This window comes from Clavibacter michiganensis (assembly GCF_021216655.1).
In the GTDB taxonomy this organism is placed as follows: domain Bacteria; phylum Actinomycetota; class Actinomycetes; order Actinomycetales; family Microbacteriaceae; genus Clavibacter; species Clavibacter michiganensis.
In genome coordinates this window covers 3,128,563-3,142,437 of record NZ_CP080437.1, presented here as the reverse complement: position 1 = coordinate 3,142,437, position 13,875 = coordinate 3,128,563, and the positions used below count along the sequence as shown (strand labels likewise).

Genomic DNA, 13,875 nt, shown 5'->3' with positions numbered 1-13,875 from the left:
AGGATCAGGGTGCGCAGAGCTGCTCTCAACCCGGGCAGTCGTCGACCGGGGGCCGTGTCATCGCGTGACGTACCCCTCTGCGGAACGAGAGGGGGAAACCGGCCCACCTGACTGACAAATCCATCCGCCCGGATGGATGGTCCGGTAGCGGTGTCAAGAGCCGACTGGAGCACACTACCGGACGCGCGTCCCGGGCACCAGGGCGCCGCTCCGCCCGGGCGCGCCACGCGGCGCCCCCGGGCGGGGTCATGATGCGCGGATCAGCCCGCGGTGCCGCACTCGGTCGGCGCCGCGGATCCCCCGGCCGGCAGCCCGAGCTCGGCCCGCTTCCGCTCACTGCGCGCCCGGATCCGCAGCGCCGCGCGCTCCACGAGCGAGTACAGCGACGGCAGCACGAGCAGCGTCAGCACGGTCGACGACAGCAGGCCGCCGATCACGACGATCGCGAGCGGCTGCGAGATGAACCCGCCGTGTCCGGTCAGGCCGACCGCGAGCGGCAGCAGCGCGAAGATCGTCGCGAGCGCCGTCATGAGGATGGGCCGGAGCCGTCGACCGGCGCCCTGCAGGATCGCCTCCCGCAAGCCCATGCCGCGCGTCCGGTACTGGTTCACGAGGTCGATGAGCACGATCGCGTTGGTCACCACGATGCCCACGAGCATCAGCAGGCCGATGATCGACGCGACGCCCAGCGGGATCCCCGTCACCACCTGCAGCAGCACCGCGCCGGTCGCCGCGAACGGCACCGAGACGAGCAGCACGAGCGGCTGGATGAGGCTCCGGAACGTCGCCACCATGATGATGTAGACGATCAGGATCGCCGCCAGCACCGCGAGCCCCAGCTGCCCGAACGCGTCGGACTGCTGCGACGCGACGCCGCCGAGCGACGCCTGCGCGCCGGCCGGCAGCTGCACGCCCGCGACGGCCTGCGACACCTCGGACGAGGCGAAGCCCACGTCGTCGCTGCCGGGCGTCGCGCTCACGGTGGCGCTGCGGAAGCCGCCCGTGGTCGTGACGGTCGCGGGTCCGTCCACGACCTCGACGGTCGCGAGGTCGCTGAGCGGCACGAATCCGCGCGCGGTGGGAATCCGGAAGTCGCGCAGCCCCTGCAGGCTCTGCGCGGCGTCCGGGTCCTGGATGTAGATGGACAGCGTCTTCTCGTCGATCACGACCTGCCCGACCGCCGCCGGCAGCCGGCTGGCCGTGACGATGCCGCCCACGGCCTGCTCGCTGAGCCCGGCGGCCGCGGCCTTCGCCCGGTCGACGGTCACGGCGATGTACGGCTGCGTCTCGGAGAGGTTGCTCGTGGCCTGCTCGATCGACGGGATGTCCTTGACGGCCGCGAGGATCGCGTCGGCCGAGGTCTTCAGGTCGTCGGCGTCGTTCGCCGTGATCTGCACCTCGATGTCGCTCGAGGAGAACCCGCCCGAGGCCGCCGCCAGCGACACGTCGCCCACGTCGGTGAGGCCGTCGACCGCGGTCCGCACGCGCTCGCGGATGGCGTCCTGGTCGGCGTCGGCGTCGGTCGTCAGCGCGAACGTGATCCCGCCGCCGCCCCCGAAGGCCGACGTGAGCGAGGTGCTGTCCGAGCCGATCGAGGTCTGCACGGTCTCGACGCCCTGGACGCCGATGAGCGCCTGCTCGACCTTCGTGGCCGCGGTGTCCTGCGCCTCGAGGCTGGTGTCGCTCGGCAGCTCCTGCGAGACGGTGAGCGTGTTCTGCCCGCTGTCGCCGAGGAAGTTGGTCTTCATGCTCGGGATGAGCGCGACCGTGCCGCCGAGCACGAGGATCGCGAGCACGAGCGTGACGGCCGAGTGCTTGAGCGTCCACGCGAGGATCGGCCGGTAGCCGCGCTGGAGGCGCGTCGGCGCGCCGATGCCCTCGCCGCCGCTCTGGCCCTCGCCCTGGCCGTCGGCGGCGTGCGATCCGCGAGCCCGCCGGCCCGATCGTCCGCGGTCGTCGACGGACCCGCGGACGGCGGCGTGCGCGCCCGTGCGGGTGGTCGCCGCAGCCTCCGCGGCGGCGGCCGCCTTCCTCCGCGACCGCCGCGACTCCCCCTCCGGCCGCAGGAACCAGTACGCGAGCACCGGCACGATCGTCAGCGAGACGAACAGCGACGCGGCGAGCGCGATCGTCACGGTCAGCGCGAACGGCCGGAACAGCTCGCCCGTGATGTCGCCCACGAGCGCGATCGGCAGGAACACCGCGACGGTCGTGGCGGTCGACGCCGTGACCGCGCCCGCGACCTCGCGCACGGCAGCGCGGATCGCGTCGAGCCGGTCGGGCGTGAAGGAGAGGTGCCGCTTGATGTTCTCGATCACCACGATCGAGTCGTCCACCACGCGCCCGACCGCGATCGTGAGCGCGCCGAGCGTGATGATGTTGAGCGTGTAGCCCGAGGCGAGCATCGCGATGAAGGTGATGAGCACGGACGCCGGGATCGAGATCGCGGTCACGATGGTCGACCGGATCGACATGAGGAACACGAGGATCACGAGCACCGCGAACACGAGGCCGAGCAGGCCCTCCGTGGTCAGGCTCGAGATCGACTGCTCGATGAAGGGCGCCTGGTCGAACACGACCGTGAACTTCGTGTCGCTGCCCAGATCCTCCGACAGCTGCGGCAGGAGCTGGGTGACGAGGTGCGAGACGTCGACCGTGTTGCCCGCTGGCGTCTTCGTGACGGCGATGGTGAGCGACGGCTGGCCGTCGACGCGCGAGATGCCGGTGGTCGGATCCTGGCCGAGCTCCACGGTGGCGACGTCGCCGATCGTGAGCGCGCGACCGCCCGCCGCGCCCAGCAGCGGGAGCGAGGCGAGGTCCTGGGTGGATCCGAGGCGCGTCCCCGACTGCACAGACAGCGTGGTGCCGTCCTCCGTCACGGATCCCGCGGGCAGGAGCGAGCCGTTCGCGTCGAGCGCGTCGCGGATCGCCTGGTTCGTGAGGCCGGCGGCCTGCACCTCGGCGGGATCCGGCGTGATGACCACGCGCTGCCCCACCGTCCCCAGCAGGCTCGCGTCGCGCACGCCCGCGAGCTTGCGGATGTCCGCGAGCGTCGAGCGCTCGAGCGCGGCCGTGAGGTCCTGCGGGCTGAGGTCGCTCGTGACGGCGATCTGGATCACCGGCAGGTCGTCGATGCTGCCCGCGATCACGACGGGGTCGATCCCGTCGGGCAGCGTGGTGCGGATCCGGTTGATGGCCTGGTCGATCTTCTGCTCGGCCGTCGCGAGGTCCGTGCCGTACGTGAACGACGCGGAGATGACGGAGGAGTCGGTGCGCGAGGTCGCCGTGGAGGACTCGAGGCCCGGCACCGCCTGGATCGCGCGCTCGATGGGCGTCGACACGTCCGTGTCCACGACCGCGGGCGACGCACCCGGGTACGCCGTGACGACCGCGAGCTGCGGGAACGACACCGACGGGATGAGCTCCTGCTTGAGCGTCGTGAGCGCGATGCCGCCGAACACCCCGATGACGATCGTGATGAGCGCGATCAGTGCCCGGTTGCGGAGGCTGAAGACGGAGAGGAGATGCAGGGGGTGCTCCTTGTGGGACGCGGGCCGCGGGTGCGGCGGTCGCTCGGACCGCTGATCGCCCGCACCGGGAACCCGCCCCGTGGGGGAAGTATCGCACCCGGCGTCGGGAAATCCCCGCTCGCGCGGGGTTTTCAGTAGCGCATCACCGCATCCAGCCGACGCCCCTCTCCGCGGAGCATGCTGGAGGGATGGCGCACCGGGCATCGAGCACGAGGGAGCGCCTCCCCGAGCCCAAGACCTGCGCCTCGTGCGGCCGCACCATCGAGTGGCGGAAGAAGTGGGAGCGCGACTGGGACCAGGTCCGCTACTGCAGCGACGCGTGCCGGCGCCGCGGCGTCTCCGACGTCGACGAGCGGCTCGAGCAGTGGATCCTCGACCTCCTCGCGCACCGCGCCGGCGGCGCCACCATCTGCCCGTCGGAGGCCGCGCGCGCGGAGTCGCCCGACGACTGGCGCGAGCTCATGGAGCCGACCCGGCGCGCCGCCCGGAGGCTCGTCGACGCGGGCGAGGTGGAGATCACCCAGAAGGGCTCGGTCGTCGATCCCTCCACGGCCAAGGGGCCCATCCGGATCCGCCGCCGCCGCTGACGAGGCACACTAGGGGGATGCATCGACCGACCCTCACCGTCCTGGCCGCCGTCGCGAGCGCGGCGCTCCTGTCCGGATGCGGGGCCAGCGCGCAGTTCACGTCGCCCACCACGGAGATCTACGCGACCACGGCGGACGCCCAGACCGCGCTCGGCTCGGCGATGCCGACGTGGATCCCGGCGGACGGCGCGCTCATCCGCACCAAGTCCGAGGCGAAGGCCGGCAGCATCGTCGCCGTCCAGACCGCGACGCCCGCGCCCGCCCCCGGCGGCTGCACCGACCTGCAGATGACCACCATCCAGGACACCTGGTGGCCGCCGGAGATCGACCCCGCGACGGTCACCTGCGCCGACGGCTGGAACCTCTTCGGCGCGAACGGCCGCATCTACGGCTGGAGCACCACGGTCCTGCCCTAGGCCCGTCGCGCCATGGCCGCCACATCCGCCCGCCCGGGTCGCTCCCGCGACAGGCTGCTGGTCGCGGGCGCCGTCCTCTGCTTCGCGATCCTCGTGTCCGCCGCGCTGCTGGCCGCCGTCGCGCTGGCCCAGAGCGCCATCCTCATCGACGAGCTGCCCCCGCCCGACTTCGGCACCGCGACCTCTCCCGAGCACGAGGCGCTCGGCCGGCGGGCCCTCCTCGCCGGCGCGGTCGCGGCGCTGGCGCTGACCGGCGGCATCCTCTGCGTCGTCCGCCGCTACGCCGTCGCCGCTGCCACCCGCCGCTGACGCCGCGCCGCCAGCGTCCGCAGCACGAGGATCACGACCACGCCCACCGCGGCGCCGACGACCGTGTCGACCACCCGGTCCGCCACGAGCGGCAGCACGGGCAGCTTCCGACCGAGGCCGCCCATCACGAGCGCGAGCGGCGTGATGAAGACGAGCGCCAGCCCGTAGTGCTTCCCCACCGCGAGCTCGGCTGCGAACTGGCACGCGACGGCCACGGCGATCACGGCCGGCGCCGGCAGGTGCAGCGCGAGGATCCCCGCGGCCACGACCGACCCGGCGAGCGTCCCGAGCACCCGGTGCGCCACGCGCGTGAACGACAGCGGGCCGCGCACGACGGGGAGCACCGCGACGAGCGTCACGACCGCCCAGTAGTGGTGCCCGAGCCCGAGCGCCACGGCGATCGCGCCCGCCACCAGCGCGCCGACGACGTTCGCGACCACGGCGGTCCACGCGGCGGGGTCGCGGTGCACGGCGGCGTCGCGCACGGGGATCCGCGGCAGCGCGCGGAACCGGTGCGCCTGCGCGTCGGGGGCCCAGCGGCGGAGCAGCCAGCCGGACATGCAGACGCCCGCGGAGAAGAGGATCGCCGCGACAGCCGTCACGAGCGCGTCGCGCGCCTGGGCGCCGTCCACCGGCACGGCCGCGCACACGACCAGCCCGAACACCGGGAACAGCGGATGCGGCGGCACCAGGCTCATCGCCGTCGACACGAGCGATGCCCCGCCCAGCACGATCGCGAGGCCCACCGCCTCGAGCCCGAGCGGCGCGTCGGCGAGCGAGAGCAGCACGCCCGTCGAGATCGCGACGAGCATCATGGCGGCCCCGGCGCCGACGCTCGCGAGCCGCAGCCGGTAGCGCTCGTTCCGCCCGTAGAGGCCGGTGAAGGCCCCGAACGACGCGTAGAGCGCGAGGTCGAGGCGGTCGATCGCGAGCAGCACCACCAGCGGCACGAGGAGGCCGACGCTCGCGCGCATCGCGGCCTCGAGGTCGAGCGTCCGGGTCGACGGCGGCCGCGGGGCGGGCGATGAGGTCACACGGGATCCGATCTCCCCGGGAGCGGAAACGGGGCGCCCCCACGGTACGCCCGCCCGGCGCCGACCCCGGACGCGACGACGCGCCCCCGGTCTCCCGGGGGCGCGTCGGCCGATCTCGCGGTGCGTCTAGGAGCGCGCGGCCCGCAGCACGGTGAACGAGCGGTCGCGCACGAGGATGCTCGTCGCGTCCTCGTCCGTGTTCTGCTCGGAGTCCGAGGAGATGGCCAGGTGCCACGAGACGCCCAGGCCCTCGGGGAGCTGGAACTCGACCGGACCCTCGGCCGCGTTGAACGCGACGAAGAACGCGTCGCTGTCCTTGCCCTTCATGATCACGCCGATGCTGAAGGCGTTCGGGTCCGTCCAGTCCTCCGGCTCCAGCGTGGCGCCGTCGGCCCGGATGAAGCGCACGGCCTCCTCGGCACCCTCGACGTCGTCGCCGCGGAACCAGATGGGACGCAGCGCCCGGTTCCCGCGACGCAGTCGGATCAGCTTGCGCGTGAAGTCCTGCAGGTCGCGGTCCGCGTTCGCCCAGTCGAACCAGGAGATCTCGTCGTCCTGGCAGTACGCGTTGTTGTTGCCGCCCTGCGTGCGCGCGATCTCGTCGCCGCCCAGCACCATCGGGACACCCGACGACAGCAGCAGCGTGCCGAGCATGTTGCGGCGCTGGCGGTCGCGGATCGCGTTGACCTCGGGGTCGTCGGTCGGGCCCTCGACGCCGGCGTTGGAGGAGCGGTTGTCGCTCTCGCCGTCGTTGTTGTCCTCGCCGTTGGCCTCGTTGTGCTTCTCGTCGTAGGAGGTGAGGTCGGCGAGGGTGAAGCCGTCGTGCGCCGTGATGAAGTTCACGCTGCACAGCGGCGAGCGGCGGTCGGACTCGTACACGTCCGGGCTGCCGGTGATCCGCTGGGCGAGCGCGCCGAGCACGTTCTGCCCGCTGTGCCAGAAGTCGCGCACGTCGTCGCGGAACTTCCCGTTCCACTCCGACCAGTCCGCGGGGAAGCCGCCGACCTGGTATCCGGCGGTGTCCCACGGCTCGGCGATCATCTTCACGGGCGCGAGCACCGGGTCCTGGTGGATCAGGGTGAGGAACGCGCTGTGGATCTCCGCGTCGCCGTCCTGGCGCGTGAGCGTGGTGGCGAGGTCGAAGCGGAAGCCGTCGACGTGCATCTCCTCGACCCAGTAGCGGAGCGAGTCCATGATCAGCGCGAGCGCGGCCGGGTGGCCGACGTTGAGGCTGTTGCCGGTGCCGGTGGTGTCGAAGTACGACGCCTCGTCGCCCTCCACGAGCCGGTAGTAGGACGCGTTGTCGATGCCCTTGAGCGACAGCGACGGGCCCATGTGGTTGCCCTCGGCGGTGTGGTTGTAGACCACGTCGAGGATGACCTCGAGGCCGGCGGCGTGCAGCGCCTTCACCATCTCCTTGAACTCGGCGACCTGCTGGCCGCCGTCGCCCGCGGAGCTGTAGTCGGAGTACGGCGCGAGGAAGCCGATGGAGTTGTAGCCCCAGTAGTTGCGGAGGCCCTTCTCCTCGAGGTGCGAGTCCTGCATGAAGTGGTGCACGGGCAGGAGCTCGACGCTCGTGACGCCGAGGTCGGTGAGGTACTCGATGGCGCTGGGGTGCGCGAGGCCGGCGTAGGTGCCGCGGATCTCCTCGGGCACCGACTCGAGCTGCTGCGTGAAGCCCTTCACGTGGACCTCGTAGACGACTGTCTCGTCGAGCGGGGTGCGCGGGGCCTCGTCGTCCTCCCAGTCGAAGCGGCGGTCGGCCACGACGGAGCGGGGCATCGAGGCGGCGGAGTCGGCGTCGTTGATGGCGTTCGGGTCGTCGAAGGTGTGCGCGAAGACGTCCTCGCCCCAGGTGGGGTGGCCCTCGATCGCGATGGCGTAGGGGTCGAGCAGGAGCTTGGCGGGGTTGTGGCGGAGGCCGCGGGCGGGGTCCCACTCGCCGTGGACGCGGAGGCCGTAGCGGGTGCCGATGCCGGCGCCCTCGACGAGGCCGTGGAACACGTGGCCGGTGCGCTCGGAGAGGCGGGTGCGGGACTCGGTGCCGTCGTGGTCGAAGACGCACACCTCCACCGCCTCGGCGGTCTCGGAGTACACGGCGACGTTCAGGCCGCTGGGCAGCCCTCCGTCGCGGGCGACGACGGTCGCGCCGAGCGGGTAGGGGCGGCTGATGTAGGAACGGCTGACGGGAGGCAGGTCGATGGTCACCGGTTCAGTATGCTCGCGCCCGCCCAACTCCTTCGTGCACGAAGGGCGATCCCCAGGCGGCGGTCCGGTGTCCGGCGCTCGGCGGACACCGGACCGCGGCCCGGGGCGATGGCTACCGCCCGTGCAGCGAGGTCAGCGCCCGCTCGGCGTCGGCGCCCCACGAGGCGAGGAGCACGCCGCGCCCCGCGGAGGGACGCGCGACGACGGCGCGCTGCTCACCCGCGGCCGTGAGCACCGGCGATCCGGCCGCTCCCGTGCCGAGCGTGCACGGCAGGGAGGTCTGGCCGCCTGTGTCGTGCTGCGGGCGGCCCGCGCAGGCCTCGAGCGCGGCGGTGGCGGATCCCGCGGTGGGGTAGCCGAGGACCGCCAGCCGCGGCGCGACTCCGGACGCCGGCACCAGCGCGGATCCGAACACGGGCTCGGCGGCGCCCACGGAGGCCGCGAGCACCTCGCCGGCGGGGCCGCTCACGCGCGCGAACCCGGCGTCGTCCGAGGCCCGGCCGGTCGCGGTCCACGCGGAGGAGACCGCCGCGACGCGCACCGGCCAGATGCCGTGCGGGGCGGCGGCGCCCTGGGCTCCGGGGATGAAGGTGGCCAGGGTGGTCGCGGCGCCCGTGCGACGGTCGACGAGGCAGTGGGCCGCCGTCGCGATCGTGTCGCCGCTCGGGGTGTCGACGACGCTGGCGGTGCACGCGTGGTTCCGGCCGCCCGAGACGTAGAAGAGGACGCCGACGAACGGCTGGTCCGGGTGCGGGACCGGCGCGCCGGATGCAGCGCTCGCGGCGTCCGATGAGGAGAGGGTCGCGGACTGCGTGGACCCCGACGCGGATGCCGACCCGGCGACCGACGGCGCATCGGCGGCCAGGGCAGCCGCGCGGGCCGCGGGCGTCCAGTGCGCGGCGGACGCGGCGTGGTCGGCGGACGCGGACGCGACGACGACGGACGCGTCCTGCGCGGAGGCCGCGACCGGCACGGCGAGGACGGCGGCCGAGGCCAGGCCGCCGGCGAGCGCCAGCGCGGCGACCGCGCGACGGGAGCGTGGACGGGGGGCGGGTGATACCGCCGGGGTGGGTGCGGTGGTGGATCGGATGCGCATGTCGTTCCTCCGGATCGATCGGCTCGCGACCCGGCGGGGACGTCGCTCGCCGACGCGGAGGTCGAGACGGACAGCCCTCGGGGGACGCGCGGACCCCTGGACGGTAGCGGGATGCGCCGCCTGGCCGTCGGCCGCGTCCCCAAGGCCGGGCCGCGTCCCTCAGACCAGGACCGACCGGTCCACGACGTCGTGCGCGCGGCCGACGTCCGGCCGTCCGCCCTCGGGCGCGATGCCGCGCCAGGCGTCCTCGAGGATGTCCAGCGCACGGTCGGTGGCCGCCGGCGTCGCCGTGATGGGGATCCGCAGGAACCGCTCGAACGCGCCGTCGTGCCCGAACCGGCTCCCGCCCGTGATCGCCAGCCCGCGCGACCGGGCGGCCAGCGCGAGCTCGGTGCTCACGGGGGCGCCGATCCCGACCCACACCGCGAGCCCGCCGTCGACGTGCGGGACCTCCCACCCGGGGAACCGCCGCGCGAGCTCCGCCTCGACGTGGTCGCGCGTCTCGCGCAGGCGCGCGCCGCGCTCGGCGAGGATCCCGTCCATCCCGCCCAGCACCTCGGCCACGACCAGCTGCTCGAGCACGGGCGTGCCGAGGTCGCGGGCCGAGCGCGCCCGAGCCAGGTCTCGGAGGAGCGGACGGCCGGCGCGGATCCACCCGACGCGGAGCCCGCCCCACACCGTCTTGCCGACCGACCCGACGAGCACGACCGCGCCGGGCGACCCGTGCACGGCGAGCGGCGGATGCGCGGTCGCCCTGTCGATGGCGAGCTCGGCCGTCGTCTCGTCGGCGATCACGGTGACGCCGTGCGCCTCGGCGAGCGCCACGATCCGCGCCCGCTGGTCCTCGGGCATCGTCCGGCCCGTCGGGTTGTGGAAGTCGGGCATGAGGTAGGCGAGCGCGGGCCGGGTGCGGCGGATCGTCTGCTCGAGCACGTCCTCGTCCCAGCCGCCGGCGCCGACGCCCGCCCCGACGAGCCGCGCGCCGGCGTCGCGCAGCGCCTGGATCGCGTGCGGGTAGCTCGGCTGCTCGACGAGCGCGCGGTCGCCGCGGTGCACGAGGACGGAGGCGAGGAGGCCGATCGCGTGCTGCGCGCCGACCGTCACCATGACGTCGTCGGCCTCGGTCGGCAGGCCGCGCGCGCGGTAGCGGGCCGCGATGGCCTCGCGCAGCTCCGGCAGCCCGTCGACGTCGTAGCCGTGGCCCTCGAGGTGCGCGGGCAGCCGGGCGGCGGCGCGCATCGCGGCCTCGGCGAGCGCGGGCGCCGCGGGCACGGCCGCGCGGCTCATGTCCGCGACCTCGCGGCCGCCGCCCTCCGCGTGGGGCGCGCTCCGGGGGATCCGCGTCACGCTGCCCGAGCCGCGGCGGCTCGCGAGGTGGCCGGTCCCCCGCAGCGCCGCGTAGGCCGCCGCGACCGTGGTGCGGCTCAGCCCGAGCGCGACGGCGAGCTCCCGCTCGGCGGGCAGCCGCGCCCCCACGGGCACGCGCCCGTCGAGCACGAGGTGCCGGATCCCGTCGGCGAGCGCCTGGTACGCCGGGCTCCCGGGTCTCGCCCACTCCCCCAGCAGCGCCGTGAGGGCGGTCGGGCCGAGCACGGCGGAGGGAGCGGATCCAGCGAGGGTCATGAGGCCACAGCCTGTCGATTGGCATCTTGTCCCGCAACCCCCGGCGCGATTGGATCTCCCACATGCTCCGTCGCTCAGTCCAGTTCGCCATCGGCATCTTCCTCTACGGCTTCGCCATCGGGATGATGCTCCAGGCAGCCATCGGCGTCTCCCCGTGGGACGTCCTCGGCCAGGGCCTCGCCATCCAGACCGGCCTGCCGTTCGGCGTCGTCACCAACATCATCGGCGCGCTCGTGCTGCTGCTCTGGATCCCCATCCGCCAGCGTCCCGGCTGGGGCACCGTGCTCAACGTGCTCTTCGTCGGCTACAGCGCGCAGGTCGGGCTGGCCGTCATCCCCGCGGTCGACAGCCTCTGGATCCGCGTCCCCCTCTTCGCCGCCGGCCTGGTGCTCCTGGGCGTCGCGACGGGCCTCTACATCGGCGCGCACTTCGGCCCGGGCCCGCGCGACGGCCTCATGACCGGGATCCACCGCCGCACGGGCTGGCCGGTGTGGCGCGTCCGCGTCGGCATCGAGCTGGTCGTGCTCGCGATCGGCTGGGCGCTCGGCGGGAACGTGGGGCTCGGGACGCTCGCGTTCGCGCTGCTGATCGGCCCCGTCGTCCAGCGCACGCTCCCCCTCTTCGACCTCCCCGTCCCCGCCCGCGCACCGCGCCGCCGCACGCGCGGCGCTGCCCCGGACGACCCCGCCGGCACCCTCCCCACAGGCCCGGTCGCGACGGTCGGGTAGTCCGCGGGGCGACGGGGATCCAGCGGGGTCACGGGCCGCGCCCAGCGCCGTCGCGTCCCGGGCGCGTCGCGGGGTATCGTTGCCGCTCGTGACTCCGGACCCCCAGGCTCCCGAGAGCAGTCCCGCCAAGCGGCTGCTCATCGGCGAGAAGCTCGCCAGCGACAAGCTCGAGGGCCAGCTGCTCCCCAAGCACCTCGCGCTCCCCATCTTCGCGAGCGACCCGCTCAGCTCGGTCGCCTACGCGCCGCAGGAGCTGCTCCTCATCCTCACGCTCGGCGGCCTCGCCTTCCTGAGCTTCGCGCCGTGGGTCGCGGCCTGCGTCGTGATCCTGCTGGTCGTCGTGGTGCTCAGCTACCGCCAGCTCATCAAGGCGTACCCGTCCGGCGGCGGCGACTACGAGGTCGCCCACAAGAACCTCGGCGAGAAGGCCGGCCTCGTCGTCGCGTCCGCGCTCCTCGTCGACTACATCCTCACGGTGGCGGTGTCGGTGGCCTCGGGCGTCGACAACATCATCAGCGCGATCCCGGAGATCGCCCCGTTCCGCGTGGAGATCGCGGTCTTCTTCGTGGCGGTCCTCGCGGCCGTGAACCTCCGCGGCGTGCGCGAGTCGAGCAAGGCCTTCGCGGTGCCCACCTACCTCTTCATCGCGAGCGTCGGCCTCATGATCGTCGTCGGCCTCGTCCGCACGGCCCTCGGCGACCCGCCCGTCGCGGAGTCCGCCGCGTACACGGTCGAGACGCCGAGCCTGTCGCAGGTCGCCTTCATCCTCCTGCTGCTGCGGGCGTTCTCGAGCGGCTGCTCCGCGCTCACGGGCGTCGAGGCCATCTCCAACGGCGTGCCCGCGTTCCGCACGCCCAAGGTCAAGAACGCGCAGGCCACCCTCGTCATCATGGGCGGCACCGCCATCGTGCTGTTCGTCGGCCTCACGACCCTCGCGCTCATCGCGCAGGTGCACTACGGCGAGAAGCCGTGCGACCTCATCGGCTGGGCCGGCTGCGCCACCGAGCCGCAGAAGAGCCTCATGGCGCAGGTCGCGGGGGCCACCTTCGGGAACGGCAGCGTGATGTTCTACCTGCTGCAGGCGACCACCGCCGCGGTCCTCCTCCTCGCGGCCAACACCGCGTTCAACGGGTTCCCGCTGCTCGGCTCCGTGCTCGCGAAGGACGCATACGCGCCCAAGTCGCTGCTCACGCGGGGCGACCGCCTCGTCTACAGCAACGGCATGCTGCTCCTGGCGCTCGGCGCGACGCTCATCCTCGTCGTCTACCAGGCCAACCTCACGCAGCTCATCCAGCTCTACATCATCGGCGTCTTCGTGTCGTTCACCCTCGGGCAGACCGGCATGGTCGTGCACTGGACCCGCATGCTCCGCGAGGGCTGCGCGAACCGCGGCGAGGTGATCCGCGGGCTCGCCATCAACGCGTTCGGCGCGCTGCTCACCGCGCTCGTCCTCATCGTCGTCACCATCACCAAGTTCACGCACGGCGCCTGGTTGGTCTTCGCGATCATGCCGGTGCTGTTCCTCCTCATGCTCGGGGTGAACCGCTACTACCGCGACGTGGAGAAGGAGATCGAGGTCGACCCCGTCACCGTCTTCGGCTCCACGGGCGACCACGCGGTCGTGCTCGTCGGCCGGATGCAGAAGCCCGTCCTCAAGGCCCTCGACTACGCCATCGCGGCGAACCACGACAGCATCGAGGCGGTGCACGTCTCCGTGGACGACGAGGCGACGAAGCTCCTCGAGCGGCAGTGGGTCGAGATGGAGATCGAGATGCCGCTGCGCATCGTCGCCTCGCCGTACCGCGACATCAGCTTCCCGCTCATCAAGTACCTGAAGTCCCGTCGCGCGGAGCACGGCAGCGAGATCATCACGGTCTACACGCCCGTCTACATCGTCGGCCACTGGTGGGAGACGCTGCTGCACAACCACAAGGCCAGGCGGATCCGCCAGAAGCTGCTCCTCGTGCACGGCGTCACGCTCGCGCTCGTGCCGTGGCTGCTCGACTCGTCGGAGCTCATCTACGGCCGGCGGTCCCGGCCGGTGCCCGGGCAGGATCGCCGCGGCGAGCCGGTGCGCCCCGCCGTCCGCCGGTCCGGCCCGCCGCCGACCACCCCCGTCAAGCACACCAGCGGACGCCGGACGCCGTAGGTCCCGCGCGTCCGCGCGGCCCCGCGCGCCGGCCCCGCGCGCCGGACCCGCGCCAGGCGACGTCCGACGGGCGGCCGCGTCCCGTGTCCTCGAAAAGGAGGACACGGCTGTAGACTCGTTGGTGCACGAACTCTTCCCCCGAGAGCTCGTGCAGGTCGACCGGATCGCGGGGTGCCCCAGCGTCGGCGCACCTCG

General features: G+C 73.4%; 10 protein-coding genes. 5 read left to right on the top strand and 5 right to left on the bottom strand.

Annotated features, from left to right (window positions below; genetic code table 11):
* Positions 1 to 260: 260 nt before the first annotated feature.
* The gene (locus tag K0V08_RS14975) at positions 261 to 3,530 is read right to left on the bottom strand and encodes an efflux RND transporter permease subunit (protein ID WP_079533674.1); all 3,270 of its coding nucleotides are present in this window, start codon (positions 3,528 to 3,530) and stop codon (positions 261 to 263) included.
* A gap of 188 nt (positions 3,531 to 3,718) precedes the next feature.
* Here K0V08_RS14975 and K0V08_RS14970 point away from each other — a divergent pair, with 188 nt between their 5' ends.
* Genes K0V08_RS14970 through K0V08_RS14960 form a run of 3 tightly spaced genes read left to right on the top strand, consistent with a single transcriptional unit; the run spans position 3,719 to position 4,842 of the window.
* Positions 3,719 to 4,117 (top strand): DUF2256 and DUF3253 domain-containing protein, encoded by a 399-nt coding sequence (locus K0V08_RS14970; RefSeq protein WP_079531915.1) that lies wholly within the window; start codon positions 3,719 to 3,721, stop codon positions 4,115 to 4,117.
* A 17-nt stretch (positions 4,118 to 4,134) separates the two neighbouring features.
* A complete protein-coding gene (locus tag K0V08_RS14965; protein ID WP_012037452.1) occupies positions 4,135 to 4,533 on the top strand; it encodes a hypothetical protein in 399 nt (132 codons plus the stop codon).
* A gap of 12 nt (positions 4,534 to 4,545) precedes the next feature.
* Complete coding sequence (locus K0V08_RS14960; RefSeq protein WP_079531912.1) at positions 4,546 to 4,842, top strand: hypothetical protein; 297 nt, start codon at positions 4,546 to 4,548, stop codon at positions 4,840 to 4,842.
* On the opposite strand, the gene K0V08_RS14955 is transcribed toward K0V08_RS14960, so the two are convergent.
* The 4 genes from K0V08_RS14955 to yczR all read right to left on the bottom strand — a co-directional run bounded on the left by K0V08_RS14955 (position 4,812) and on the right by yczR (position 10,803).
* A complete protein-coding gene (locus K0V08_RS14955; RefSeq protein WP_079531910.1) occupies positions 4,812 to 5,876 on the bottom strand; it encodes an FUSC family protein in 1,065 nt (354 codons plus the stop codon). The genes K0V08_RS14960 and K0V08_RS14955 overlap by 31 nt on opposite strands.
* 126 nt (positions 5,877 to 6,002) lie before the next feature.
* Positions 6,003 to 8,084 carry a glycogen debranching protein GlgX gene (gene glgX / locus K0V08_RS14950; protein ID WP_079531907.1) on the bottom strand — a complete coding sequence of 694 codons (2,082 nt, stop codon included), beginning with the start codon at positions 8,082 to 8,084 and terminating at the stop codon, positions 6,003 to 6,005.
* Positions 8,085 to 8,196: 112 nt separating this feature from the next.
* Positions 8,197 to 9,180: a trypsin-like serine peptidase gene (locus tag K0V08_RS14945; protein WP_079531904.1), complete on the bottom strand. Its 984-nt coding sequence runs from the start codon at positions 9,178 to 9,180 to the stop codon at positions 8,197 to 8,199.
* A gap of 159 nt (positions 9,181 to 9,339) precedes the next feature.
* Positions 9,340 to 10,803: a MocR-like transcription factor YczR gene (yczR, locus tag K0V08_RS14940; RefSeq protein ID WP_079531902.1), complete on the bottom strand. Its 1,464-nt coding sequence runs from the start codon at positions 10,801 to 10,803 to the stop codon at positions 9,340 to 9,342.
* A 62-nt stretch (positions 10,804 to 10,865) separates the two neighbouring features.
* Between yczR and yczE the strand changes: the two genes are divergently transcribed.
* On the top strand, positions 10,866 to 11,531 hold the full coding sequence (gene yczE, locus K0V08_RS14935) for a membrane protein YczE (protein WP_079531899.1): 666 nt from the start codon (positions 10,866 to 10,868) through the stop codon (positions 11,529 to 11,531).
* An 88-nt stretch (positions 11,532 to 11,619) separates the two neighbouring features.
* Positions 11,620 to 13,680, top strand: a complete 2,061-nt coding sequence (locus K0V08_RS14930) for an APC family permease (protein WP_079533672.1) — start codon at positions 11,620 to 11,622, stop codon at positions 13,678 to 13,680.
* Positions 13,681 to 13,875: the final 195 nt, after the last annotated feature.